At 59.4% G+C, this 25,356-nt stretch carries 19 protein-coding genes and 11 pseudogenes; 15 read left to right on the top strand and 15 right to left on the bottom strand.

Features of this window, described 5'->3' with window-relative positions:
* Nucleotides 1-52 precede the first annotated feature (52 nt).
* A protein-coding gene (locus tag ACVILI_RS34005) for an IS6 family transposase (protein WP_457102818.1) occupies nt 53-750 on the bottom strand; the annotation gives its coding sequence in 2 pieces (ribosomal slippage) (nt 53-177 and nt 177-750; 699 coding nt in all).
* A gap of 154 nt (nt 751-904) precedes the next feature.
* On the opposite strand from ACVILI_RS34005, the gene ACVILI_RS34000 reads away from it, so the two are divergent.
* The 3 genes from ACVILI_RS34000 (at nt 905) to ACVILI_RS33990 (ending at nt 3,914) form a co-directional block, all read left to right on the top strand.
* Nucleotides 905-1,339, top strand: coding sequence for a transposase (locus tag ACVILI_RS34000; RefSeq protein WP_276315602.1), 435 nt, complete (start codon nt 905-907; stop codon nt 1,337-1,339).
* Entirely contained in the window at nt 1,339-2,037 is a 699-nt protein-coding gene (locus tag ACVILI_RS33995) for an IS6 family transposase (RefSeq protein ID WP_457102804.1), read from the top strand. The genes ACVILI_RS34000 and ACVILI_RS33995 overlap by 1 nt, the downstream gene beginning before the upstream one ends.
* 377 nt (nt 2,038-2,414) lie before the next feature.
* Nucleotides 2,415-3,914 (top strand): type III secretion protein, encoded by a 1,500-nt coding sequence (locus ACVILI_RS33990; RefSeq protein WP_240565518.1) that lies wholly within the window; start codon nt 2,415-2,417, stop codon nt 3,912-3,914.
* Nucleotides 3,915-4,202: 288 nt separating this feature from the next.
* Here ACVILI_RS33990 and ACVILI_RS33985 read toward each other — a convergent pair.
* The 5 genes and pseudogenes from ACVILI_RS33985 to repC form a co-directional block, all read right to left on the bottom strand.
* Nucleotides 4,203-4,901, bottom strand: a pseudogene (locus tag ACVILI_RS33985) (IS6 family transposase); the annotation flags it as partial.
* Nucleotides 4,902-4,940: 39 nt separating this feature from the next.
* Nucleotides 4,941-5,675, bottom strand: coding sequence for a papain-like cysteine protease family protein (locus tag ACVILI_RS33980; protein WP_276315594.1), 735 nt, complete (start codon nt 5,673-5,675; stop codon nt 4,941-4,943).
* A 215-nt stretch (nt 5,676-5,890) separates the two neighbouring features.
* Nucleotides 5,891-6,253, bottom strand: a pseudogene (locus ACVILI_RS33975) (DDE-type integrase/transposase/recombinase); the annotation flags it as partial.
* Nucleotides 6,254-6,277: 24 nt separating this feature from the next.
* Nucleotides 6,278-6,367, bottom strand: a pseudogene (locus tag ACVILI_RS33970) (cold-shock protein); the annotation flags it as partial.
* 304 nt (nt 6,368-6,671) lie between these two features.
* Nucleotides 6,672-6,999, bottom strand: a pseudogene (repC, locus tag ACVILI_RS33965) (replication initiation protein RepC); the annotation flags it as partial.
* A gap of 156 nt (nt 7,000-7,155) precedes the next feature.
* Here repC and ACVILI_RS33960 point away from each other — a divergent pair.
* Together ACVILI_RS33960 and ACVILI_RS33955 are read left to right on the top strand one after the other, a co-directional pair.
* Nucleotides 7,156-7,272, top strand: a pseudogene (locus ACVILI_RS33960) (IS5/IS1182 family transposase); the annotation flags it as partial.
* 51 nt (nt 7,273-7,323) lie between these two features.
* Nucleotides 7,324-8,028 (top strand): annotated as a pseudogene (locus tag ACVILI_RS33955) (IS6 family transposase).
* A 274-nt stretch (nt 8,029-8,302) separates the two neighbouring features.
* On the opposite strand, the gene ACVILI_RS33950 reads toward ACVILI_RS33955, so the two are convergent.
* From ACVILI_RS33950 to ACVILI_RS33925, 6 genes and pseudogenes are all read right to left on the bottom strand, one after another.
* Entirely contained in the window at nt 8,303-8,932 is a 630-nt protein-coding gene (locus ACVILI_RS33950; RefSeq protein ID WP_038654519.1) for an NADPH-dependent F420 reductase, read from the bottom strand.
* An 82-nt stretch (nt 8,933-9,014) separates the two neighbouring features.
* Complete coding sequence (locus tag ACVILI_RS33945; protein WP_457102803.1) at nt 9,015-9,998, bottom strand: IS5 family transposase; 984 nt, start codon at nt 9,996-9,998, stop codon at nt 9,015-9,017.
* A gap of 35 nt (nt 9,999-10,033) precedes the next feature.
* The gene (locus tag ACVILI_RS33940) at nt 10,034-10,453 is read right to left on the bottom strand and encodes a hypothetical protein (RefSeq protein WP_148307455.1); all 420 of its coding nucleotides are present in this window, start codon (nt 10,451-10,453) and stop codon (nt 10,034-10,036) included.
* A 496-nt stretch (nt 10,454-10,949) separates the two neighbouring features.
* The gene (locus ACVILI_RS33935) at nt 10,950-11,654 is read right to left on the bottom strand and encodes an IS6 family transposase (RefSeq protein WP_038655013.1); all 705 of its coding nucleotides are present in this window, start codon (nt 11,652-11,654) and stop codon (nt 10,950-10,952) included.
* 93 nt (nt 11,655-11,747) lie between these two features.
* Nucleotides 11,748-11,975 (bottom strand): annotated as a pseudogene (locus tag ACVILI_RS33930) (IS6 family transposase); the annotation flags it as partial.
* A gap of 284 nt (nt 11,976-12,259) precedes the next feature.
* Nucleotides 12,260-12,805, bottom strand: a complete 546-nt coding sequence (locus ACVILI_RS33925) for an IS110 family RNA-guided transposase (protein ID WP_240565553.1) — start codon at nt 12,803-12,805, stop codon at nt 12,260-12,262.
* Between ACVILI_RS33925 and ACVILI_RS33920 the strand changes: the two genes are divergently transcribed.
* The 5 genes and pseudogenes from ACVILI_RS33920 to ACVILI_RS33900 all read left to right on the top strand — a co-directional run.
* Nucleotides 12,804-13,508, top strand: a complete 705-nt coding sequence (locus ACVILI_RS33920; RefSeq protein ID WP_038655013.1) for an IS6 family transposase — start codon at nt 12,804-12,806, stop codon at nt 13,506-13,508. The two genes, ACVILI_RS33925 and ACVILI_RS33920, sit on opposite strands and share 2 nt — an antisense overlap.
* Nucleotides 13,509-13,790: 282 nt before the next feature.
* Nucleotides 13,791-14,231, top strand: a pseudogene (locus tag ACVILI_RS33915) (IS6 family transposase); the annotation flags it as partial.
* Nucleotides 14,224-14,935: pseudogene (locus ACVILI_RS33910) on the top strand (IS6 family transposase). The pseudogenes ACVILI_RS33915 and ACVILI_RS33910, both read left to right, overlap by 8 nt.
* A gap of 1,935 nt (nt 14,936-16,870) precedes the next feature.
* Nucleotides 16,871-17,587 carry an IS6 family transposase gene (locus ACVILI_RS33905; RefSeq protein ID WP_183465491.1) on the top strand — a complete coding sequence of 239 codons (717 nt, stop codon included), beginning with the start codon at nt 16,871-16,873 and terminating at the stop codon, nt 17,585-17,587.
* 53 nt (nt 17,588-17,640) lie between these two features.
* A pseudogene (locus ACVILI_RS33900) lies at nt 17,641-17,823 on the top strand (transposase); the annotation flags it as partial.
* Between the two features lie 54 nt (nt 17,824-17,877).
* Here the strand turns inward: ACVILI_RS33900 and ACVILI_RS33895 are convergent.
* Nucleotides 17,878-18,162, bottom strand: coding sequence for a hypothetical protein (locus tag ACVILI_RS33895; RefSeq protein WP_038645292.1), 285 nt, complete (start codon nt 18,160-18,162; stop codon nt 17,878-17,880).
* A gap of 98 nt (nt 18,163-18,260) precedes the next feature.
* On the opposite strand from ACVILI_RS33895, the gene ACVILI_RS33890 reads away from it, so the two are divergent.
* The gene (locus ACVILI_RS33890; RefSeq protein ID WP_457102802.1) at nt 18,261-18,890 is read left to right on the top strand and encodes a transposase; all 630 of its coding nucleotides are present in this window, start codon (nt 18,261-18,263) and stop codon (nt 18,888-18,890) included.
* A 76-nt stretch (nt 18,891-18,966) separates the two neighbouring features.
* A pseudogene (locus tag ACVILI_RS33885) lies at nt 18,967-19,626 on the top strand (transposase); the annotation flags it as partial.
* Nucleotides 19,627-19,735: 109 nt separating this feature from the next.
* Here ACVILI_RS33885 and ACVILI_RS33880 read toward each other — a convergent pair.
* Nucleotides 19,736-21,223, bottom strand: coding sequence for an alkaline phosphatase family protein (locus tag ACVILI_RS33880; RefSeq protein ID WP_038654957.1), 1,488 nt, complete (start codon nt 21,221-21,223; stop codon nt 19,736-19,738).
* On the bottom strand, nt 21,213-22,004 hold the full coding sequence (locus tag ACVILI_RS33875; RefSeq protein WP_038654954.1) for a DeoR/GlpR family DNA-binding transcription regulator: 792 nt from the start codon (nt 22,002-22,004) through the stop codon (nt 21,213-21,215). Before ACVILI_RS33875 ends, ACVILI_RS33880 begins: the two co-directional genes overlap by 11 nt.
* A gap of 366 nt (nt 22,005-22,370) precedes the next feature.
* On the opposite strand from ACVILI_RS33875, the gene ACVILI_RS33870 reads away from it, so the two are divergent.
* The 3 genes from ACVILI_RS33870 to ACVILI_RS33860 all read left to right on the top strand — a co-directional run bounded on the left by ACVILI_RS33870 (nt 22,371) and on the right by ACVILI_RS33860 (nt 25,184).
* Entirely contained in the window at nt 22,371-23,462 is a 1,092-nt protein-coding gene (locus ACVILI_RS33870) for an ABC transporter substrate-binding protein (RefSeq protein WP_038654951.1), read from the top strand.
* Nucleotides 23,463-23,538: 76 nt separating this feature from the next.
* Nucleotides 23,539-24,399, top strand: coding sequence for an ABC transporter permease (locus ACVILI_RS33865; protein ID WP_038654948.1), 861 nt, complete (start codon nt 23,539-23,541; stop codon nt 24,397-24,399).
* On the top strand, nt 24,396-25,184 hold the full coding sequence (locus ACVILI_RS33860; protein ID WP_038654945.1) for an ABC transporter permease: 789 nt from the start codon (nt 24,396-24,398) through the stop codon (nt 25,182-25,184). Before ACVILI_RS33865 ends, ACVILI_RS33860 begins: the two co-directional genes overlap by 4 nt.
* Nucleotides 25,185-25,356: the final 172 nt, after the last annotated feature.

Here is a 25,356-nt window from a genome sequence, read left to right as displayed (position 1 = left end):
TGTCGCAAAGATCGAAACGGGACAAAGGATGGCAGGAATCCGGGTCGGCGTTCTATGCCGTGAGGATGGCGAACTGCTCGGCGATTGAGGGGCTGGGATTGTAGGCATACCTCGCCTGCCGTTTGCGCATCATGTGGATCATCTCGATGCCAGACAGGATAATTTCGGCGGTCGCCTTCCCTTGAAGCCGAGCATGGAGCTGATGCGGCACTTGATCCGTCGATGATCCTGCTCAATGCGATTGTTGAGGTACTGGCTTTGGCGGGTGCGGATCGGCTTCAGCGATCGCCGCGATCGATCCCGCAAACGGCTTTCAGCATCGCAGGAAAGGATCGCCTCGTGATTTGTCTGGCTGCCGTCGATGACGATGCGATCCGGCCGGCCATGGCGCTCAAAGGCCTTGCGGAAGAAGCGTTTGGCTGCCGGCAGGTCACGGTTTTCGCTGAAGAAGAACTCGACCGTGTCGCCGACGCTGTCGATGGCGCGGTAGAGATACATCCACTTGCCGTGCACCTTGATGTAGGTCTCGTCCATGTGCCACTTCCCGGTGACGGTGCGCTTGCGCCGGTTGAAGCGCTCCAGCAGCAGCGGCGAGAAGTGCACGACCCAGCGATGCACGGTGGAATGATCGACGTTCAAGCCGCGCTCGGCCATCATCTCTTCCAGATCGCGAAGGCTGAGCTTGTAGGCCAAGTACCACCGTACGCACAGCAGGATCACCGACTGGTCGAAATGGCGGCCCTTGAACATCACGTACTCCTCCAAAGCTGAGGGGCGTTCCATGTCATAGTCCGCTTACCGAAAGGTTTGCGACAGAGCCGGCGGATGTGGTTCAAGCCGTTGAAATGACCTAGGATTTGGTTGCTAAGGCCGATCCGAATCATTTCCGGAGACCACACCCGCCATGAATGATCTTACGCTGCCGCTGAGCGGCTTGTCATCTGTCGGCGGCAAGTCCGTCGTCGCCCGTTTCGACGGCGGCATGCTATCCTCGAACAGTGGCGTTCTGGCTCTGGCCGAGGTGGAAAAGCGGTTGCGTGTCGCCGAGCGTCTGGCGCGGTGCATCGACGATCCGCGCTCCCCGGACCAGGTCATCCACAGCTTTGCAGATATGATCGGCTTCCGCGTCAAGATGATCGCCGCCGGCTACGAGGATGGCAATGACGCCAACCGGCTGCGCTCCGATCCGGTCTTCAAGATGGCCCAGGATGCACTGCCGTCGGGTCGGGATCTGGCCTCGCAATCGACGATGTGCCGGCTGGAGAACCGGCTCTGTCGCAAACCTTTCGGTAAGCGGACTATGACATGGAACGCCCCTCAGCTTTGGAGGAGTACGTGATGTTCAAGGGCCGCCATTTCGACCAGTCGGTGATCCTGCTGTGCGTACGGTGGTACTTGGCCTACAAGCTCAGCCTTCGCGATCTGGAAGAGATGATGGCCGAGCGCGGCTTGAACGTCGATCATTCCACCGTGCATCGCTGGGTCGTGCACTTCTCGCCGCAGCTGCTGGAGCGCTTCAACCGGCGCAAGCGCACCGTCACCGGGAAGTGGCACATGGACGAGACCTACATCAAGGTGCACGGCAAGTGGATGTATCTCTACCGCGCCATCGACAGCGTCGGCGACACGGTCGAGTTCTTCTTCAGCGAAAACCGTGACCTGCCGGCAGCCAAACGCTTCTTCCGCAAGGCCTTTGAGCGCCATGGCCGGCCGGATCGCATCGTCATCGACGGCAGCCAGACAAATCACGAGGCGATCCTTTCCTGCGATGCTGAAAGCCGTTTGCGGGATCGATCGCGGCGATCGCTGAAGCCGATCCGCACCCGCCAAAGCCAGTACCTCAACAATCGCATTGAGCAGGATCATCGACGGATCAAGTGCCGCATCAGCTCCATGCTCGGCTTCAAGGCGAAGGCGACCGCCGAAATTATCCTGTCTGGCATCGAGATGATCCACATGATGCGCAAACGGCAGGCGAGGTATGCCTACAATCCCAGCCCCTCAATCGCCGAGCAGTTCGCCATCCTCACGGCATAGAACGCCGACCCGGATTCCTGCCATCCTTTGTCCCGTTTCGATCTTTGCGACAGAACCATCTGGGGTTCTCCTGTCTGGAAGGTTGGCTCGACACCAAATCTTCTCAGACAGGGGCCTCCTCAGGCCAGACCCGCGCATCAGCTACCGCGGCAGCGGTTTAGTTCAATCTGATTTGCCTCGCGATGGGAATCCCAAGCCGTTAAATTGTCACTACGGCCTAGTTCAATCCGCACTCCACAGGCCGTTAAGTTGACGATGCCCCATGTCCCGATCGAATGATTGAATATGAATTGCGCATGACGGCGGCGCGACCGATAGGCGCTAGAGTACTTTCTGGATCCGCGACCCTGACTGGATCCGCGACAGGAGAGACCGCTATGGACAACACCGGCTTGGGCTGGCCCTACGATGCTTCCAAACAAAATGGTCCCAACGCCGACATACAACCTTGGGTCGCGAGTTTGACAGGGATAGGGGGGGCAACGGACGATTACATGCAGCAGTACCGTGAGCAACAACTGAGCCTGGAGCGGCAGCTGAGCGAGTTGAGTGCTGATGCAGACAATGGTGCGATTCGGCGCACGTCCATTGGGGGGTCGCCTTCCCTGCGGGACAACCAGATCAGCAGCGCGGGCCACAGCATAGACACCTCTTATTCGTCGGAGGCTTATTCCTCCTTCTCAGAGGAGCCGGCAATCGCCCCCCCCCAGCGGAAAAAAAGCGGGGGATTGAAATCGTTGCTGAAGACGGTGACGAAGGTGAAGAAGGCCATGGGAACTTGCTGCTCCAAATCCTCCGTATCGACTCGACATGCCACATATGACACTCGACATGCCACATATGACACGGAAGAGTTGCCGCGAGAATCCACGGCGTCGGACTCTGAGAGCCGCATATCATCGCTGAGGGTCTCCCTGGGTACGCGTCCCGACAGGTTGCGAAGGGGCGGAGATGCTCCTCTGGAGCAACATCAGATCCAGCAGGCCGCCTACCATATGGGAGCGCATGTCGTCGGTGACGGGGTCTCGAGCCCGATAAGACTCGCGACAGCCGGGCAAACCGTTCACGACGTCCGCCTGCTGCTCAAGCATGGCCGGGGAAACGTTAAGGCGGACGACATTCCCTCGCACGGCCACAACGGCATCGGATCGTCGGTTGCAAAGCTGGCACCAGGCGGGACCGCCAAGGTTGCAGTGGCCGTCGTCATGGGAGCAGCGGCCTGCGATCAGACCGCTCCCCTTTCCGCCATCGTCCACGCCCCACACATGGCGGCCGACGAGCGGAGTACGAGCTCTCATGCTTCCGTGTCAATGAAAGAGATAACCGACGAAGGTGATGAGATCCCAGTCATGGCGGGTCACACCTGGAACGAACTGCGGCGCGGAAGCCGCGACCCGAAGTCGACCGTGGTCATGGATGCCTGGGCCAACGGTCCCGCTGTTCGGTTGAAAGACAGCGCATGGAGCGGAGAGCCGGCCGAGGACGGTCCTTGGTCGATGGACAAAAGCAGGGCCGAACACCTGAAAAGCCGTCTTGAGGGGTTGATTCCGTTAGTGCATCCGGACACAGATGAACAGACTGCCGCGAATTTGCGCGAGAGGCAAACCAGACCCGTAGCGTGGGAAAAATATGCTGAACCACAAGTGATCTCACCCGAGTTCGCCGACAGTGTACGCGAAGCATTGTCCCGTGTACCTGAAAACCAACAAAAGGAAATCGCATCACGGATGATCCAGGAAGCCTACGGAATGGATCCTTCCTCGTACACGCACCAATACGCAGTGGATTCAGTTCTGGTGGCAGCCAACCAACTGGACTCGCTGCCCCGGCCTCCTGTCGTGCCGTATTCGACGCCACCGGGCTATCAGCGTCGATAAGCGGATCCGGCGGCCGAAGCTTGGTGCGTTAACGAGGCGGTCTATGGCCGCAACCGTCAGGGCTTGTCGCAAAGATTGGTTTGGGCCGGCGTTGGTGCACGGATCTTTTATTGGTGGGAATTGGTGCAGGGATCAAATTTCAACATTTTTCATCTATGCGGCCGGATCGAAAATAGGTTGATTGATCCAGCATGCCGCACAAACATAACGCCGCCCGGCACTGTAAAGTTATCAGCGGATTGATGCAGCGATAGCTGGCCGGGACGGCTGTCACGCTGCGGCGAGACACGCGATTTTGTTCCAGATTTGCATGGCGGCGTTACGCAGGTCTCGATGTTGAGCCGATGACAGCGTATTGCGGGGAAAGTGGAACAGGTTGGCAATCGGATCATGGATGGAAACGAACCGCTGAAGCTGGCGTGCCGACTTGAAGCGTTTCATGGTCCTTTCGCGTCGTCGGGTCGGCTGGTGCGAATTTTCCGCTCAATTATTGAGGCCTTTGTGCGACCGGTGTTCGACACCGGGCATGAGGTCGCGCCTGGCGGCATCATAGGACCGGAGCTTGTCGGTGATCATGACCCGTTGTGTCCGCCCTTGAGCCTTCAGCAACTTGCGCATCAGACGCTTTGCCGCCTTGGCATTTCGGCGGCTTTGCACCAGCACTTCGAGGACGAAGCCGTCCTGATCGACGGCACGCCAGAGCCACTGCTTCTTGCCATTGATGGCCACCACACATTCGTCGAGATGCCATTTGTCGCCCAGGCAGCCGGCTGACCGTCGCTTGATCTCCCGGGCGAAATGCCGCCCGAATTTCTCCGCCCAGCTTCGAATGGTCTGATGCGTGACGATGATGCCGCGGGCCGCCAACATGTCCTCAACCATGCGCAGGCTGAGCGGAAAGCGAAAGTAGAGACATACCGCGTGCGCAATGATCTCGGCGGGAAAGCGGTGGCGACGATAAAGCGGATCACGAGCAACTTCTGACATGGCCCATGTTCGCACATCTTCATCAGCCGTCGGTTAACTTTACGGTGCCGCACCAACGCCTCGATACAGCATCGCGTACGGCACCTGCCATGCAAGGCGTTGATTGAAGTAATCTAGCGGCATGGTCAGGTCTGGACCTTTCTGTGGGTCATGGAAAACAACACGGCCTGTATGTTTGTCAACACCAGTGAGAACTGACATGTGCGAATTGCCCTCTGGCGTTCGCCACCCGAAAATAATGGGGCCATGCCGGTAGAGAAGATCACCTAACTGTTCGTGTGAAAATTCTTGTGAATCCGGTAGGTCTACCTTCGACAGTCCCTCGTTCACGATAAATTGCTCGACATGAGTCGGATCCTGTAGGCCGTCATGACCAGATTGTGGGCTGTAAAGCTCAGGAAGACCTAGCCTGGGACCGGCTTCGACACTAGAGGCAAGCATTCTGGCACATGCATACCAGCAACCCATGCGCTCACTCCCTTGGGAGATGTAGGGCACGTGGTATACGCGGAATTGTGGCAGTTCGGTTGCCTCCGAAGCTTCGTTGTGAGAAGAACTCGCTGCCTTAGCTTCGTTGTGAGAAGAACTCGCTGCCTTCGAACCGAAACATCCCCCGAACGATGGGGCGCTGCTGCGTGGAGAAATGACGCCGGGCTGGCCTGCCGAACTATGACGCGATATAACATTTAGGCGCGGTGGTTGACTCACCCCCGCCTCGGGCGTCAGACACGCGCTGCTGGGTTCGCCGTCTCCGAGGGATGGCTGCGCCGGCATGTGCATCGACTCGCCCATGGACGCTCGCCCAATCGTATCACTGTCTAAATCAGTATCGAATCCGCCTAGACTTGGTTCACTCAGCTGCTGATGCGCGTCGTTCGCCTGCATTTGACCGCCTGACAATCTCGCGACCCAAGTAGCGGTCTCATCGTCATTTGGGCGTGTCGCAAAGCGGTCGGCCGAATGGTTTGGGCTGAAATACGTTCTGCTCTTCACGCCTTATTATCCTTTTGAAGTCCGAAGAGACGCGCGAGCAGATCGTTCTGATCATTGACGGTCCACTCTCCGGAGAAGCCAAACCCTTTTCGCAGCCACAGCATCGCTTCGAACCCTGCGATAGTTCGACGCGCGGTTTTGAAGGATTGGAATCCGCCGATCTTCGGCATGTTCTTCTTCACGCGGAAATGGTCACTCTCAATGCCTTGTTGGAGATGTTTGGTGACATAATGAACCGGATCCGGATGCAGGTGCCCATCGTCGACTGACGTCTTGATCGCCGATGTTTTCGTCCACATCTCCGCTGTCGAACGGGGCCTGTCGCAAATTTTCTTAGTTAACCGTCTGTTGACGCTCGCCGGAGAAATTCTCGCTTCGAATTTGTGGAGCGAGCCATCCTGACCGCCATTGTCGGGCTGGATAAATCCAAATCCCTTGGTGCTGTTGAACCACTTCACGGTCCCAGTCGCCATATGCGTTTCCTTTGTACCATTGCAATTAGGCAGGCGGTTAGGCCATTCCGTTTTTGAAATCCAAGACCTTGGAATTAGACGCAGCAAATCGAATAATTGCAAGGCCTGCTTCGCTCGCTGTCGGCGGGACGAAGGCAATTGCGCTGTTTGTAGCCGCGTGGTGGGACGTTCGTTCGGCGCCAATGAATTCCTCTCGTTCCGTGAAATTGATCGCCTGCACACCGTCCAACCAACAAAGGCGCCGCGAGCTTCTCGATCCTGCGAAAGTCATATTAGGTTGAACCGGCTGTGGGATTGGCGATCGTCATCCTGCCATTCTCGCCGTCGCGCCGTTCGCCTTGAGCGCTGCCATCAGCATCGGCCCGACTGAGAACTGCCCTGCCGTCGCCTTGTCGGTCAATGCCCGCAAATAGCCGCCGGCCGAGTTGATGTGCTGCGCCCTTTGCAGAATGCAGGCAATCACGATCGCCGGCCTCATACGCTGACGGCGAAACGCCCAGATATCCCCTCACCTGGGCAGCGGTAATCATGAGATCGCGCCAATTGCCGATGCCGTTGACGGCATAATCCGCAATTTCGGGGCAGGCCTTCAGCACCATCCCCAACGGGTATGTTTTCGGCGCCTCCGCGGTTCGCGTTCTGGGCTCGGCCGTCGCTCAGAGGTGGCTCGGCAAAATTGGACAGGGTGATAAGTGGAATTTCTGCCTGAGATCGGAATTGGTGCAGGGATCAAATTTCAACATTTTTCATCTATGCGGCCGGATCGAAAATAGGTTGATTGATCCAGCATGCCGCACAAACATAACGCCGCCCGCCGCCATCACATCGGTAAAATGAAGTTCAAAGTGACGAACTGGGCGGAGTATGAGGCGGGCCTTCGCCGCCGTGGCAGCTTAACCCTTTGGGGTGCTGTCACATTGATTGAGGGGTAAGGAAATTGAGGTAGCAGCGCGCCCATGACCGTGAGTGCACCGACCTACAAGAACCACCGCTATCCGATCGAAATCGTGGCCCGTGCTGTCTGGCTCTACTTCCGCTTCAATCTGAGCCTGCGCGATGTCGAGGAAATGCTGCTCGATCGCGGGATCGTCGTTTCCTACGAGACCATCCGCCGATGGTGCCGAAAGCACGGCCCTGATTATGCGCGCCGCATACGCCGCAAGGCACCAACGAAAGACGATGTCTGACATCTGGATGAAGTCGTGGTGCGCATCAACGGTCAGAAGTGCTGGTTGTGGAGAGCGGTTGATCAGGACGGATATGTGCTCGACGAGATTGTCCAGACGCGTCGCAACACCAAGGCCGCCAGGCGCCTGCTGACGCGACTTCTGAAGAAGCAGGGTCTGCCGCCAAAGCGTATGATCACCGACAAACTGCGCTCCTACGGGGCGGCCAAACGCCAGGTCATGCCGAACGTGGAACACCGCTCGCATAAAGGCTTGAACAACCGGGCGGAGAATTCTCATCTGCCGTTCCGAAAACGGGAACGAACGCGACAGGGTTTCCGGTCGGTCGGCTCATTGCAGCATTTCGTGTCGATCTTCTCCGCCGTCCGAAATCTCTTCGTCCCCTCCCAGACCAACCGCTCGGCAGCACAAATTCGAACCCATCGACGCCAGGCAATGGCCGCGTGGGAAGCCGTGAGTGCACTGCCTGCCTGAAAAGCGCGGTGTCGGCCTCACGCGGCCACATTTCAAACAACGTGACAACGCCATGGCGCCAAATCGCGCGCCTTCACGCCGAATGAACCAGAGCCTCACTCCCAGATCCTGTTTTCACAGCGTTAAGTTTACGGTGCCCTTCGTCCTTCTCCGCAATCGCGTTGTCCACGAGGTAACCGACGCGCCACTTGACCGATATCAAGTGGCGCGTCGCGGCTTTCTATTTGTTCCTTGATGTCGCCTTCCGCCCACGAGGCCGTGGAGCGATGAATGCTTAGATACCGACCCAGGTCGGAGCGATATTGGTGCCTTTGCCCTGGCCATAGCCGAGCCCGATATTGAGGGCGGCCACGGCCTCGATATGGCGCGACGCGGCGAGAGGACCGGCAACGATGGCCTTGAGACCGGCTGAATTCACCAGCGCCTCAACCTCGGCGACAGCGTCGGCGTCGTCGCCGGCGAGCAGCACCGTTGCCGGGGTGCCGGCAACCTCACCGCCATTTTGCAGCACCGACGCAAACAGCGTGTTGAAGCCTTTTACCACCTTGGCCCGCGGGGCGAGCCTGGCGATTTCTTCAGCCGCACTGGTCGAAAAGCCGATGGCGAGCCCTGAAAAATCGGCCTTCATGGGATTGGTCAGGTCGACCACGATCTTGCCCGCGAGGCTTCCGGCTGCCTTCACCACAGCGGCTACGGCATCATAAGGCACGGCGAGGAAGACGATGTCGGCCTTGGCGACAGCGTCCGAGATCGAGGCGGCTGAGACGGTGTCGCCGAAGCTCCCGGCGACCGAGGCGGCTACCGAGGAATCACGCGAACCGAGGATAATGGCGTTGCCGCCGGCCGAAAATACTGTGGCGAGGCCTTTGGCCATATTGCCGGTGCCGATGATTGCGAGGGTCATGTCTGTACTCCTGTCTTTAGTATTACGGGGCGTTGGTGCGCGGATATGAAATCGAATGCATTTCGATCATTAATGTAGTTGGTTATGCCTGCGTGACTTGACGCCGGATAGGCTCCGGGCGTGCCCATGCCAGCATGCGGTTGAGAACGATGCAACCGATGGCAACCTCGGTCTGTTGAGCCGGAAGAGAGCGTGCTCGCAGGCGCCGTCCGATCAGCCCCTTGTATCGTCCGATGGCTGTTTCGCTCAGCGCCCGCTTGCCGTAGCCGGAGGCTGCCTGCCATTTCAGCCGACCGTCGCTTGCGATTGCGGCAATGTGCTTGTCCCTTTGACCAGGCGGTCCGCTATCACCGCTTTCCACCGCCGTGGCACGCGGTGGAATGACGATGTTCGCGGTTGCGCTGTGCTGCAGGATAGACCGATAGGTTGGCTTGCCGTCATAGGCTCCGTCGGCTGTGAACTGGTCGATCTCGCCGTCGATCTGATCGAGCAGCGGTGCCACCTGGGAAGGATCATCCGTGTCCTGATCTGTCAGCCTTTGGGCAATGATCGCGCCACTTTTGGCATCCACTGCCAGATGCAGCTTGCGCCAGTTGCGACGTGATCTGGCGCCATGTTTCTGCTCCAGCCATTGCCCGGCGCCGTAGACTTTCAATCCCGTGCTATCGACAAGCACATGCAGCGGGCCGTCCGGCAGCGGCGGGTTTCGTCGGGCTGATGGCACCCACTTCTGTGCCCGACGGCTCAGCGTCGTATGATCTGGAACTGGAACTTTCAGCCCCATGAGATCCAGCAGCGAGTGGAGCAATCCCTCGGTTTGGCGCAGCCGCATTGCGAAGACGCAACCCAGCGTCAGCGCTGTCTCAATGGCGAGATCGGAATACCGGGCTTGGCCGCCGCGGGTCTTGCGTCGCGGAGCGCGCCATCCCGCCAGTGCCTCCGGCGTTACCCATAAGGTCAGGCTACCACGCCGGCGCAGACCTGCTTCGTAGTCACGCCAATTCGTCACCCTGAATTTCATCTTTCCGACGTGATGACGACGATCGGCGTTGTGTTTGTACGGCATGGCACTCGCATCAAGCTGATTTCGATCCTGCCTGCCTATCGCCAAACCGTTGACAAAGGATCCATGCACCAACGCCCCGCCAATGCAGCGTTGATTCGGGCGCCGCGAAGCGCAAACGCGTTCGTGCGGGCGGTCAACCCATTAGGGTTGTCAGGGCTGTCAGCAGCGTCAAGCAGGCCGGCCAATGTCCGGACCACGGGCTGCGTCTGAAGCCATGCGCTGAACGAGCTCAGATCCTTTGCGTGTTGCCGGATATTCCTGGCGCCGCGGGCGGCCGTGGTGAAGTCATCAATGATCGCCTGGTCCTCCTCGGGGATGATCGTGTCGCCCTCCGAGGACGCACGCCGAATCGCACCACTGTCTGGGTCAGCAGCGGACCCGCCGCCTAGGTTCAACTCGCTCTCTTGCCGCTCCATGCCCGCCTGCTGCGCCAGCGGAGCCTGGTACTGCTGCATGTTATCGTCCGTTGTCCCCCCTATCGCGGTCAACCTCGCGATCCAAGGGTATTCGGCGTTGGGATCATTTTGTTCGGGAGCATCGCTGGGCCTGCCCCAGCCAGTGTATTGTCCATGGCGGTCTCTCCGGTCGCGGATCCAGTAAAGTACTCTAACGCCTATCGGTCGCGCCGCCGTCATGCGCAATTCATATTCAATCATTCGATCGGGACATGGGGCATCGTCAACTTAACGGCCTGTGGAGTGCGGATTGAACCAGCGTTGGTGCATGGATCATTTGTCAACGGTTTGGCGATAGGCAGGCTTAGAGCTGGCTCGGTAAAATTGGACAGGGTGATAAGTGGAATTTCTGCCTGAGATCGGCATGAGTGCCGGAACAGGAGAATGACGTGTATGGACCGCCCCTGGTTTGCAAGGGAATTAAAACAGTGATGACGGATCCGGGGCGTTGTCACGTTGTTTGAAATGTGGCCGCGTGAGGCCGACACCGCGCTTTTCAGGCAGGCAGTGCACTCACGGCTTCCCACGCGGCCATTGCCTGGCGTCGATGGGTTCGAATTTGTGCTGCCGAGCGGTTGGTCTGGGAGGGGACGAAGAGATTTCGGACGGCGGAGAAGATCGACACGAAATGCTGCAATGAGCCGACCGACCGGAAACCCTGTCGCGTTCGTTCCCGTTTTCGGAACGGCAGATGAGAATTCTCCGCCCGGTTGTTCAAGCCTTTATGCGAGCGGTGTTCCACGTTCGGCATGACCTGGCGTTTGGCCGCCCCGTAGGAGCGCAGTTTGTCGGTGATCATACGCTTTGGCGGCAGACCCTGCTTCTTCAGAAGTCGCGTCAGCAGGCGCCTGGCGGCCTTGGTGTTGCGACGCGTCTGGACAATCTCGTCGAGCACATATCCGTCCTGATCAACCGCTCTCCACAACCAGCACTTCTGACCGTTGATGCGCACCACGACTTCATCCAGATGCCAGACATCGTCTTTCGTTGGTGCCTTGCGGCGTATGCGGCGCGCATAATCAGGGCCGTGCTTTCGGCACCATCGGCGGATGGTCTCGTAGGAAACGACGATCCCGCGATCGAGCAGCATTTCCTCGACATCGCGCAGGCTCAGATTGAAGCGGAAGTAGAGCCAGACAGCACGGGCCACGATTTCGATCGGATAGCGGTGGTTCTTGTAGGTCGGTGCACTCACGGTCATGGGCGCGCTGCTACCTCAATTTCCTTACCCCTCAATCAATGTGACAGCACCCTTCTGACCGTTGATGCGCACCACGACTTCATCCAGATGTCAGACATCGTCTTTCGTTGGTGCCTTGCGGCGTATGCGGCGCGCATAATCAGGGCCGTGCTTTCGGCACCATCGGCGGATGGTCTCGTAGGAAACGACGATCCCGCGATCGAGCAGCATTTCCTCGACATCGCGCAGGCTCAGATTGAAGCGGAAGTAGAGCCAGACAGCACGGGCCACGATTTCGATCGGATAGCGGTGGTTCTTGTAGGTCGGTGCACTCACGGTCATGGGCGCGCTGCTACCTCAATTTCCTTACCCCTCAATCAATGTGACAGCACCGGATCCGGTGCTTGCAGTCGTGTATCCGGACTGGATATGCAGCCGCACGGCCGCAGGCCCTGATGGTATTCGCGGATCGGCGGCCAGACAAATGGACGAGCTCTTCCCGGCTCGCATCATTCAAGGGACCTTTGCCGAACCCGGTCCGACCGGCTTGCCATCACATTCGCTTACCCTCGCAAGCCAGCGCCGTCCTCCGGCGGCGCCGATCCGGTCCGACTACGCCGTCACTGCTACACTGCGGGTCGGCGGTAAGTCTCAGCACGCGTGAGCATCGCCCACAACGCGCGAGCCGTCTTGTGCGCGACAGCGGTGGCCGCCACGTTCACCGGCCTGCGGCCAACGAGTGCAACCAACCAGGGGCGAGGTGAGACGTCCTTGCGGAACAACGTGCCCACGACCGCTCGGGCGCCGTGAATAAGCAACGTTCGCAGGTATCGATCACCACCTTTGCTGATCCGACCGATCCGCTCCTTTCCGCCACTCGCCTGAATCCGGGGCGTGAGCCCGAGCCAGGCCGCGAAGTGCCGTGCCGACTGAAACTGCCGGCCATCCCCCACCGCCGCAATGATTGCCGTCGCAGTTATGGGTCCCACTCCCGGAGCGGAAGTCAGGCGCTGGCTTTCTTCGCTGGTTTTGTGCCAAGCGAGAATCTTTCCGTCGACTGCGGCGATCCGCTGTTGGAGGGGGTCGATATGGTCGAACAAACTGCCGAGCGCTTCCCGAGGTGCTGTCACATTGATTGAGGGGTAAGGAAATTGAGGTAGCAGCGCGCCCATGACCGTGAGTGCACCGACCTACAAGAACCACCGCTATCCGATCGAAATCGTGGCCCGTGCTGTCTGGCTCTACTTCCGCTTCAATCTGAGCCTGCGCGATGTCGAGGAAATGCTGCTCGATCGCGGGATCGTCGTTTCCTACGAGACCATCCGCCGATGGTGCCGAAAGCACGGCCCTGATTATGCGCGCCGCATACGCCGCAAGGCACCAACGAAAGACGATGTCTGGCATCTGGATGAAGTCGTGGTGCGCATCAACGGTCAGAAGTGCTGGTTGTGGAGAGCGGTTGATCAGGACGGATATGTGCTCGACGAGATTGTCCAGACGCGTCGCAACACCAAGGCCGCCAGGCGCCTGCTGACGCGACTTCTGAAGAAGCAGGGTCTGCCGCCAAAGCGTATGATCACCGACAAACTGCGCTCCTACGGGGCGGCCAAACGCCAGGTCATGCCGAACGTGGAACACCGCTCGCATAAAGGCTTGAACAACCGGGCGGAGAATTCTCATCTGCCGTTCCGAAAACGGGAACGAACGCGACAGGGTTTCCGGTCGGTCGGCTCATTGCAGCATTTCGTGTCGATCTTCTCCGCCGTCCGAAATCTCTTCGTCCCCTCCCAGACCAACCGCTCGGCAGCACAAATTCGAACCCATCGACGCCAGGCAATGGCCGCGTGGGAAGCCGTGAGTGCACTGCCTGCCTGAAAAGCGCGGTGTCGGCCTCACGCGGCCACATTTCAAACAACGTGACAACGCCCCGGATCCGTCATCACTGTTTTAATTCCCTTGCAAACCAGGGGCGGTCCATACACGTCATTCTCCTGTTCCGGCACTCATGCCGATCTCAGGCAGAAATTCCACTTATCACCCTGTCCAATTTTACCGAGCCAGCTCTAAGCCTGCCTATCGCCAAACCGTTGACAAATGATCCATGCACCAACGCTGGTTCAATCCGCACTCCACAGGCCGTTAAGTTGACGATGCCGTCAGAAGTGCTGGTTGTGGAGAGCGGTTGATCAGGACGGATATGTGCTCGACGAGATTGTCCAGACGCGTCGCAACACCAAGGCCGCCAGGCGCCTGCTGACGCGACTTCTGAAGAAGCAGGGTCTGCCGCCAAAGCGTATGATCACCGACAAACTGCGCTCCTACGGGGCGGCCAAACGCCAGGTCATGCCGAACGTGGAACACCGCTCGCATAAAGGCTTGAACAACCGGGCGGAGAATTCTCATCTGCCGTTCCGAAAACGGGAACGAACGCGACAGGGTTTCCGGTCGGTCGGCTCATTGCAGCATTTCGTGTCGATCTTCTCCGCCGTCCGAAATCTCTTCGTCCCCTCCCAGACCAACCGCTCGGCAGCACAAATTCGAACCCATCGACGCCAGGCAATGGCCGCGTGGGAAGCCGTGAGTGCACTGCCTGCCTGAAAAGCGCGGTGTCGGCCTCACGCGGCCACATTTCAAACAACGTGACAACGCCCCCGCCGAGATCATTGCGCACGCGGTATGTCTCTACTTTCGCTTTCCGCTCAGCCTGCGCATGGTTGAGGACATGTTGGCGGCCCGCGGCATCATCGTCACGCATCAGACCATTCGAAGCTGGGCGGAGAAATTCGGGCGGCATTTCGCCCGGGAGATCAAGCGAGCGGTCAGCCGGCTGCCTGGGCGACAAATGGCATCTCGACGAATGTTTGGTGGCCATCAATGGCAAGAAGCAGTGGCTCTGCCGTGCCGTCGATCAGGACGGCTTCGTCCTCGAAGTGCTGGTGCAAAGCCGCCGAAATGCCAAGGCGGCAAAGCGTCTGATGCGCAAGTTGCTGAAGGCTCAAGGGCGGACACAACGGGTCATGATCACCGACAAGCTCCGGTCCTATGATGCCGCCAGGCGCGACCTCATGCCCGGTGTCGAACACCGGTCGCACAAAGGCCTCAATAATCGAGCGGAAAATTCGCACCAGCCGACCCGACGACGCGAAAGGACCATGAAACGCTTCAAGTCGGCACGCCAGCTTCAGCGGTTCGTTTCCATCCATGATCCGATTGCCAACCTGTTCCACTTTCCCCGCAATACGCTGTCATCGGCTCAACATCGAGACCTGCGTAACGCCGCCATGCAATCGAGACCTGCGTAACGCCGCCATGCAAATCTGGAACAAAATCGCGTGTCTCGCCGCAGCGTGACAGCCGTCCCGGCCAGCTATCGCTGCATCAATCCGCTGATAACTTTACAGTGCCGGCCAGCTTGAGCAACCGGGCGGAGATTCTCACCTGCCGTTCCGAAAACGGGAACGAACGCGACAGGGTTTCCGGTCGATCGGCTCATTGCAGCATTTCGTGTCGATCTTCTCCGCCGTCCGAAATCTCTTCGTCCCATCCCAGACCAACCGCTCCGCAGCACAAATTCGAGCCCATCGACGCCAAGCCATGGCCCGCCGGGGAAGCCGTGAGTGCACTGCCTGCCTGAAAAGCGCGGTGTCGGCCTCACGCGGACACATTGCAAACAACGTGACAACGCCGCCGAAGTGCTTGCCGTATATCAGTGATGTCCCAATAATGCCTGGGGCCTTACTGCCGGTAGAGAAGAATGTTGCTTTGTCCTCTTGGGCCCAACACGGCTGTGCAGCTCTGCCCTCTGATGTAGATAGTTATCATTTGCTGGGATTGGCTCGGGAGTAGGCCGCGGTAGTGCATTTGGCGCAACATGTCTATCGGCGCCTGAAAGCCGTCTTCCCAATTCGGGGGGACGTACTCTCCGAAATCGAAGGGAGCTGGCTGGTGGCCGAAGATCGATGCCCCGAGGTCTTGATCCCACGTTGGCGGGCTTGGCTGATTTACACTTTGTGCCGGCGAATAGGCGGATGAAGGCATCCCCTGCCAAAAGTTCGCGGTATTGAAACTGTCGGCGGGCAACTGGCCGGCTTGATCCACTCCTGCCCAAAACTCCGCCGAGTTGAAGCTTTGCGGCGACGGAGCGGGTTGATCCGCCGCATCCATCGCGGCCCAAACCTCGTCTTGATCGACAGTGCTCAACGGTGAGGGTGCGGCTTGATCCACTTGCGGCCGAGAGCTGCCTTCCCCAGCGCCCGAACTCTCCTGCCAGTACCTCTCAAGCATACCCACCGCCTGCGTGCCGCCTTGCGGGAGAAGCTCTCTAGCATATTGGCGCAGCGAGATGCTATCAAGTCCAGCAAGACTCAGCCCTGAAGGCCGCAGCGCCTCAGACAACGCACGGAGACTGCTACAATTGGTATGGACGCGGCGCGGTCCCGCCCCGCGAGCCACTGCTGCCCCAGCCGCCGCCTTGATGAGGCCCTCGTCTTCATCAGAGACAATATGAGTGCGGCGCCGATCCACTTGCGGCCGAGAGCTGCCTTCCCCAGCGCCTGAACTCTCCTGCCTGTACCTCTCAAGCATACCCACCGCCTGCGAGGCGTGCGGGAGAACCTCTTTAGCATATTGGCGCAGCGAATCGCCATCAAGTCCAGCAAGACTCAGCCCTAAAGGCCGCAGCGCCTCAGACAAGGCACGGAGACTGCTGCAATAGGTTTGGGAGAGGCGCGGTCTCATCCCGCTAGCCACTGCCGCCCCAGCTGCCGCCTTGATGAGGGCCTCGTCTTCATCAGAGACAATATAACGTAAAGGGCGCCCGCGGGTCAGCGGTCTTTCGGCTGCTGCTTGCTGTGGCACGGCTGGTTGCCCCGCTTGCTGCTGTTGCTGCAGCAAGTAGTAGTGCTGCATCCACGCTTCCGTGCCCTGTGCACCGGTCAAGTCTTCTAACCACTGCGTCGGGTTCGGGGCGGGATCGTCGGAAGTACCGTCCTGTCCGGGATTCATTGCCGTCTCTCCTGTAGCCAGATCGAGGATGTCCGATCCTACAGCCGGCCGAGCGTTCCTACCCATGCCAAATCCATATGCCATCATGCTCCCGGGGGAATTGGTGCAGGGATCAAATTTCAACATTTTTCATCTATGCGGCCGGATCGAAAATAGGTTGATTGATCCAGCATGCCGCACAAACGGCACCGTAAAGTTAACCGACGGCTGATGAAGATGTGCGAACATGGGCCATGTCAGAAGTTGCTCGTGATCCGCTTTATCGTCGCCACCGCTTTCCCGCCGAGATCATTGCGCACGCGGTATGGCTCTACTTTCGCTTTCCGCTCAGCCTGCGCATGGTTGAGGACATGTTGGCGGCCCGCGGCATCATCGTCACGCATCAGACCATTCGAAGCTGGGCGGAGAAATTCGGGCGGCATTTCGCCCGGGAGATCAAGCGACGGTCAGCCGGCTGCCTGGGCGACAAATGGCATCTCGACGAATGTGTGGTGGCCATCAATGGCAAGAAGCAGTGGCTCTGGCGTGCCGTCGATCAGGACGGCTTCGTCCTCGAAGTGCTGGTGCAAAGCCGCCGAAATGCCAAGGCGGCAAAGCGTCTGATGCGCAAGTTGCTGAAGGCTCAAGGGCGGACACCACGGGTCATGATCACCGACAAGCTCCGGTCCTATGATGCCGCCAGGCGCGACCTCATGCCCGGTGTCGAACACCGGTCGCACAAAGGCCTCAATAATCGAGCGGAAAATTCGCACCAGCCGACCCGACGACGCGAAAGGACCATGAAACGCTTCAAGTCGGCACGCCAGCTTCAGCGGTTCGTTTCCATCCATGATCCGATTGCCAACCTGTTCCACTTTCCCCGCAATACGCTGTCATCGGCTCAACATCGAGACCTGCGTAACGCCGCCATGCAAATCTGGAACAAAATCGCGTGTCTCGCCGCAGCCTGACAGCCGTCCCGGTCAGCTATCGCTGCATCAATCCACTGATAACTTTACAGTGCCGGTCGGACAGCGCCAAAGGCTTCGAAGTCCTGCCGCGCCGATGGGTCGTCGAGCGGACCTTCGCATGGCTGGGCAGATGCCGAAGGCTGGCCAAGGACTTCGAGCGATCCATCGAATCCGCACAGGCCTGGGTCTTCATCGCAAACATCCGCATGCTCACCAGACGGCTCGCAAGGACCTGAAATCACGGCGGTCATTCCGATTCAGACACTTAGCTCGACTTTGTACGTTTTTGGTCAGGTCCATGTCCAGAAGAGGCTGTTGGTTGCGATGTGGCTGAGCGCCTGATCGAGGGGCAGGCTGCAGCCTCCCATATCGTCGATGTCTTCCCATTTTCGCCGGTGTGACCAGTAGGCGATTTTGACCTCATCGCCTCTGCCGATCGGCTTGAGACGGGCGATCGGCACCTCGGTTGCCAGCAGGTACAGGTGGTAGGCACCTTTGTCCTTGTACCAGCCAACGCCGCCGCCATTGGCCTGGTCGAACGCTTCGATGCGCAGGGCTATGTCGTCCTTTTCCATTGTGCAGTCATAGCTGCCGCAGCCCTAGTCAGGTCTGATTCACTTCGCCGCACGGTCATTGCCTTGCAACATGTGCTGGCCGGGATTCGAAGCATGGGATGCTGCACCATCCCAACGCCGCCGTCAGCGATGCCGTTCCTCAGATCCTGCGCCAGTGGCTCCAAGAGTTGCGCACCTGTTTCACAGCGCCCAGTTGGGAACATGTCCTTGTTCTGGTCATGGGAGCTTTGCTGGCGCCGGGCAAGCGGACCGTCAGCTCCTGCTTGCGCATGACCGGCAGGGCCGAGGCCGCCAACTTTGCAAGCTACCACCAAATCTTCAACCGAGCCTGCTGGAGCCCCCGTGCCGTTGCCAGGCGATTGCTGGGCCTCGTGGTCGAACGGCTCGTGCCCGATGGCCCCATCGTCATTGGCATGGACGACACCATCGAACGCCGATGGGGACGCCGGATCAGCGCACGGGGCATCTACCGGGATCCAGTGCGCTCCAGCCATGGCCATTTCGTCAAAGCCAGTGGCCTGCGCTGGTTGAGCTTCATGGTGCTGACCCCGGTGCCATGGACGAGCCTGGTAAAGGCCTTGCCGGTCCTGACCTTGCTTGCCCCATCCGAGCGATCCGACCATCAACGTGGGCGGCGCCATAAGCTGCTGACCGACTGGGCGCGGCAGGGCGCACTGCAACTCTGTCGCTGGCTGCCAGGGCGCCGAGCTATGGCGGAAAATGGGTGATGACGGTTTGAGAAGGGCGGCGTATCGAGGCGGGTGATTGAAGCCTGCCAGAACCTCTCAAGGAGAGCGATACGCCATGAACGAGACTATCAACATTGTTCGCCTTCGTCAGCCCGACGAGATCGATGATCCCCTGACGGATGTGCTCCGCACCGGCGCGCGCAAATTGCTGGCGCAGGCGATCGAGATGGAGGCCGAAGCGTTTCTTGCCGAGATGCGGGATCTGAAGCTGCCGGACGGACGTGAGCGGCTGGTCCGGCACGGTCGCGGCCCGGAGCGGAGCATCCAGACGGGGATCGGGCCGGTGCCCGTCAGCCGGGTGAAGGTCCGGGACCGCGGCGCGACCGGCGAAGCGGACCGGGTCCGGTTTTCCTCATCGATCCTACCCAAATGGGCGCGTCGGACGCGAAGTCTGGACGCGCTGCTTCCCGTTCTTTACCTGCGCGGCGTTTCGACGGGCGACTTTCAGGAAGCTCTGGCAGCCCTGCTCGGCAAGGAGGCAGCGAACCTCTCACCCTCGGTGATCACGCGGCTGACGGCAGAGTGGACCACCGAATACGAGCGTTGGCAAAAGCGCGATCTTTCGGCGCGCCATTATGTCTATGTGTGGGCGGACGGGGTCTATCTCCAGGCGCGCATGGAAGACCATGCCGAATGCATGCTGGTGCTGATCGGCGCCACGCCTGAGGGCAAAAAAGAACTCGTCGGCTTCGCGCAATGCTCTCGGCGGGAAAGCGGTGGCGACGATAAAGCGGATCACGAGCAACTTCTGACATGGCCCATGTTCGCACATCTTCATCAGCCGTCGGTTAACTTTACGGTGCCCGGGCAGTAGCCATCGGTGATCAGGTCGCCGGAACAATCCGGCTTTCACTCATGTAGAAGCGCCCCATCGCCCGCATCCCGGAGAGGACGGTAACCTTTCCAGTTCCGCTGGATCGGATGTCTTCGGACACCCGCTCGATCTCGGTCGGCGCCTCCGCCATCAATTCCCGCAACACGCGACCGGTCATCGTTTGCGGCTGCGGAACACCAAGCAGCGACAGTATGGTCGGCGCGATGTCGGTAATGGCACTCGGCGTAGTCGAAACGCGTCCCTGCCCCAGGCCCGCTCCGTACCCGGCGAGGGCCGCGAACAGTTCGCCGCGATGCAGACCGCCATGGGTCCCGCCGCCCGGCCGCAGATCGTTGTCGCCGGCATCGTAATAGACCGAACCGATGCCACCGGCCACGTCATCGTTTACCCTGCTTCCAAGCTGTACGAACAGATCAGGCGCACGGGCGCCGCCGGCGCCGAGCAACTCCAAGGCCAGGCTTCCTTCCACGCGCCCGTGGATGCTTCCAGGCACTCCCGCGCAGCTGAAGGCGCCGCCGAACCAGGCCTGCTCAGTCATGAAGCTCGCAACCTCCTGCAACAAGACTGGGTCGTGCCTCCTGAGCCAGACACCGGCTGCACGTCCTGGTCGCACCAGTATGTCGGTCGCGGCGTCTGCGAAGGAGGCTGCTGCCTTGAACCCGCCTGCACAGAGCGAATCCGCGACGGAAACCAGGCCGCCAATCGTGACGTGGCCATGATCGGAGACGACCAGAAGCGCAATGCTGTTGCGCTCGGGCTGCGCCTCGCGCCAGGCCATCAGCGCGCCGACCACTTCATCGCAAACGCGGATCTTCTCGCGCAGCTGATCCGATCCCAGTCCGTACAGATGCGCCGCGCTGTCCACTTCGGTGCACCAGAGGATGCTCACTGCCGGCTTGCTGTGAGGCCACACCTCCTGCTCGAAGACCCTCAACGCCGCCCTCGGGCCGTCGGCGGACACGCCCCCTGCCGGGATCCTTAGCGAGCGGTGGACGCGCGCCGCAAACTCGTGCGGATGGGCCGTCTGAGGATGGCGGACGTTGAACCCGAGTTGATCGCGTTGTGCACCTTTCCAGTTCAGGGCGGGCAGCACGCCAGGCCCGCTCGACGCGATAACCGCGAAGGGTTGGCCCACCCGGTGGAGCGTCTCCGAAAGCGAGGTCGCCTCGACCAGCTGCCCTCCAAGCCGTTCATCGGCCGCGTACCAATCATGCACCGTCTCAGTGAATATCTGCTCGGGAAACCCGTCGCGCACGTAGAACTGATTGCCGGCAATCCCGTTCGTCTGGGCGGGGGAACCTGTTGCCAGGGCGGTCAGCGCGCCGCGGGTCTCGCTCGGAAACACCGTCGTATGATGGGTACTCCACGTGCCGGCGTTCGCCAGTGCGACGAGGTTGGGCATCGTTATCTCATCGACCAGATCCGGCCGCAGGCCGTCGATGCCCATGACCACGACGTGGCGTACCTCATTGGTCATTGTCTGATTCCTTGACGGTTGCGGGATAAATCACCCGAACGCCAGCCTCGTCCAACGCTTCGGCGAAAGCGGACGGCGGCGGCTGATCGGTGACGATCGTCCCTATCTCGGAAAGTGGTGCCGAGATATAGGAGCCGGGCGCTCCGAACTTGCTGTGGTCCGCAACGGCGATGCGGCGATGGCTGCGCTGGAAGAGCAAGCGCTTCATGTGCTGCAGGTATTTTCCCGACTCGACCAAACCATGCACCGGATCGATGCCATAGGCGGCGATGACCACCGTGTCGAACACACATTCGGAAATTGCGTCCAGCACCTGTTGGCCATTCAGCGCGCCGTCGGCATAGTCATATTCGCCGCCTGTTAGGGTGACCCGGTGCTTCACCCCGCCGTGCAGTGCCTCGGCGATAGCGGGCATGTTGGTCATCACCGAGATCGGGCTCCCCTCGTCCAAGGCCTTGGCAACAGAGAGCGTGGTACTGCCGTGCGTAATGAAGATCCAACCATCGCGTCCGACCAGCTTTGCCGTCAGCTCGCCGATCGAGGCCTTCTCACTGCTCAGGCTGTTGACCCGCATCGAGATCGGCGCCGCGCGTGCCGTTGGTATTGCGCCGCCATGCACGCGCGTGAGAAGCCCATTCTTTTCAAGGCTCGCAAGATCGCGGCGAATAGTCTCCATGGAGACGGAGTATCGCTCGGCCATCGCAGCGATACTGATGCCGTCCCCGGCCTCAAGTTGTTCTGCGATGGCTTGAATGCGACTTGCTGCCGGTAGTCTCGCCACGAGCCCCCCATTCCCAAACTACCCGATAGGCTCGGAGATATTGCTTGGCGTTTACGGTGTGATGTTTTGTGGGATAGTCGAGCCCAAGCCTCATGTCAATCTGGGACCGGAGCTTCAGCTCGAAACCCAAGAATATTGACTGAAATCAAACAGATTTCCGATGCAGAAGGTTATCCCGTGCAAAGCCAACAGGATCGCAGAGCAACAGGTCGCGGCCGAGTGTCGACATGTAAAACCGCGAAACGTCAATTAATGCCAAATTTAGCCACGTAATGTCACATTACCGTTAATAGCCATACCTATACCGAGTGCGATCGACGCCTTGCTGATGGAGCAGCGCACTGCGTTTCAAGAAAGGGAATTTCAATGGATTGGAAGAGATTGGCATATTGTGGAGTAGCGTCCCTGATCGGGTTGCCTCCCATCGCACAAGCGGCGAACATGGTCGAACTCGTTGTGGCGGCAAAGGCCGAAGGTCAGCTTACCGTGATCGCCGTTTCCCATGATTGGTGCGGCTACGGCGCGCTGATCCAGGGCTTCAAGGACAAGTACGGCCTCGCGGTGAACGAGCTCAATCCGAATGCCGGCTCGGGCGAGGAGCTGGCGACGATCAAGGCCAATATGGACAACAAGGGGCCTCAAGCTCCCGACGTCATCGACATCGGCCTCGTCTTTGGTCCGACCGCAAAACAGGATGACCTCCTGCAACCGTACAAAGTGCAGGCCTGGGATGAAATTCCGGCCGTCGTCAAAGATCCTGACGGCTACTGGTATGGCGACTACTATGGAGTGCTGGCGTTCATCGTCAACAAGGATATCGTCGCAAAATCTCCTGCCGACTGGTCCGATCTCCTCGATCCCGCCTATCGGAAGAGCGTATCGATCCCGGCAGATCCCCGTACGGCCAACAACGCGATCCTCAGCATTTATGCCGCTGGTCTGGCGACAGGCGCACAGCCCGGGGCGGAAGCTGCCAAAGCCGGCCTGGCGTTTTATCGCAAGCTGAAGGATGCCGGCAATCTCGTCGCCGGTTTCGGCATTGCATCATCGATCGCCAAGGGCGAAACCCCGATCACGACACGATGGGACTTCAACGGCATCACCTATAACCAGAACTTCAAGGGAAATCCTCCCCTCGACACAATCGTGCCGGCAAGCGTGACGGTCGCTGGCGTCTATGCGCAAGCCATCAGCAAATACGCCCCGCATCCAAATGCCGCCAAGCTCTGGATGGAGTATCTCTATTCCGACGAAGGCCAAACCGGCTTCCTGAAAGGCCTATGCCATCCGATCCGCTTCGAGGCGATGCGCAAATCCGGCAAGATCACCGATGAGATGTTGGCGAAGCTTCCGCAAACCGGGTCCAACCTGGTCTTCCCAGAGCTTGGTCACCTTGTGGAAGCAAGCGACGTGATCGCAAAGGAATGGACCACCACCGTTGGTGCAGGAAGCAAGTAATTTGGATCGGACGTCGACCAATAGCACACCCGGCGCGGGACACGCCCGCTCCGGGAAACCGTCAGAGCCGCGTGCGATGCTTCGTGTTCCCCGTCCCGACTGGCCGGCGCTGATCGGCACGGTGCCCTTCTTCGTCTTTGCGGCCGTCATGATCATCATGCCGACCGTTGCACTGCTTGCCAACGCTTTTGTCGATCGGCAGGGAAGCATCACGCTGACGAACTTCGCGGATCTCGCAACCTCGGAGATCGCAAACGCCTTCGTGACCTCGGCTCAGATTTCAGCGACGACAGCGTTGCTCGGCTCGTTCCTTGGCCTTGGCCTCGCCCTGATCGTCGGCCGCGGCATCGGCAACCGGAAGGCCAGAACGATCATCATGACGTTTTGCGGGGTTGCGTCGAATTTTTCCGGCGTTCCGCTGGCCTTCGCCTTCATCGCCACCTTCGGCAGACTGGGCCTGGTAACGGTGGTGCTGAAACAGGTATTTGGCATCAACCTCTATGCAGCTGGTTTTGACCTGGCGAGCTTTTCCGGGTTGACGCTCACCTACCTCTTTTTCCAGGTCCCCATCGCACTCACCATCATGATGCCTGCCATCGACAGGCTCCCTCGGGAGTGCCGGGAAGCAGCCGAGATGCTCGGTGCATCAGCCTGGCAGTATTGGCGGTATGTCGGACTGCCGGTGCTGTGGCCAACGGTGCTTGGAACGCTGGCGCTGCTGTTCGCCAACGTCTTCGGCGCCATTGCGACGGCCTATGCACTGACAGGCTACGCGGTGAACATCGTGCCGATCCTGCTCTATGCGCAAATCCGCGGCGACGTGCTGCACAACGAGCAACTGGGGGCGGCCCTCGCGCTGTGCATGGTCCTGGTCGTGGCACTCGCCATTACGGCTTATCTGGTCCTGCGCGCACGTGCGGAAAGGTGGATGCAATGAAGACCGTCCTGCGTCTCCTACCGTGGGCGGCGATTGTTGTGGCAGGAATCTATTTCCTGTTGCCACTGATCAGTACCGCCGAGTTTTCGCTGAGTATCCGGCGAGACGGCTATTCGCTCGACGCCTACCGCTCCGTCTTTTCCGACCCCGAGTTCTTCGCGACGTTTGGATACTCGGCAGTGATCGCTGTGTGCACCATCGTCTTCGGTGTCGTTCTGGTGGTCCCGATGACCTACTTTGTCCGCCTGCGGTTTCCCTGGCTGAGACCGATCGTCGAGTTCATCGTCATGCTTCCGCTCGTCGTGCCGCCGATCGTCCTGGTCTTCGGCTATCTCAAGCTATTTTCGTCGTCGTCGGTCCTGCCGCTGACGAGCACCGAAATGGGCTCCAATGCGCTGCTCGTTTGCGGTTACATGACCCTGTCGCTGCCCTACTTCTATCGCGCGGTCGATTCCGGCCTGCAGGCGATCGATGCGCGAACGCTGACAGATGCGGCGACGATCCTGGGCGCGAGCCCGATCACGGTGATCCGGCTGGTGATCCTACCCAATATTCTTTTTTCGGTGTTGTCGGGCGCATTCCTGACGTTTGCCGTCGTCATCAGTGAATTCGTCATGGCCAGCCTCCTGACACGCCCGGCCTTCGGCACCTACATCCAAAAAGTCGGCGTCGCACAAGCCTACGAACCTGCCGCTCTGGCCATCCTCTCGTTCGCCATCACATGGGGCGCGATGGGCATGATCCAGTTGCTGGCACGCTTTGCACCTCAAAAGCACGAACGATAGAAGAAGGGGTCTGAGTAGCAACGGAACAGAAAACCTGGGGATGTCACATTAACTCAGTAAAGAGCTTTTTCCATCGCGCCGCGCCGATTCTTGACGCCCTAACCCTTTGATTTCTTTTGCCCGAAACTTTTCCGCTTGACGAGTAGATAGTAGTATTTCTCGTTAATGTGAC

It is taken from the genome of Mesorhizobium sp. USDA 4775 (genome assembly GCF_054062655.1).
This window is presented reverse-complemented; position numbering and strand designations above follow the sequence as displayed.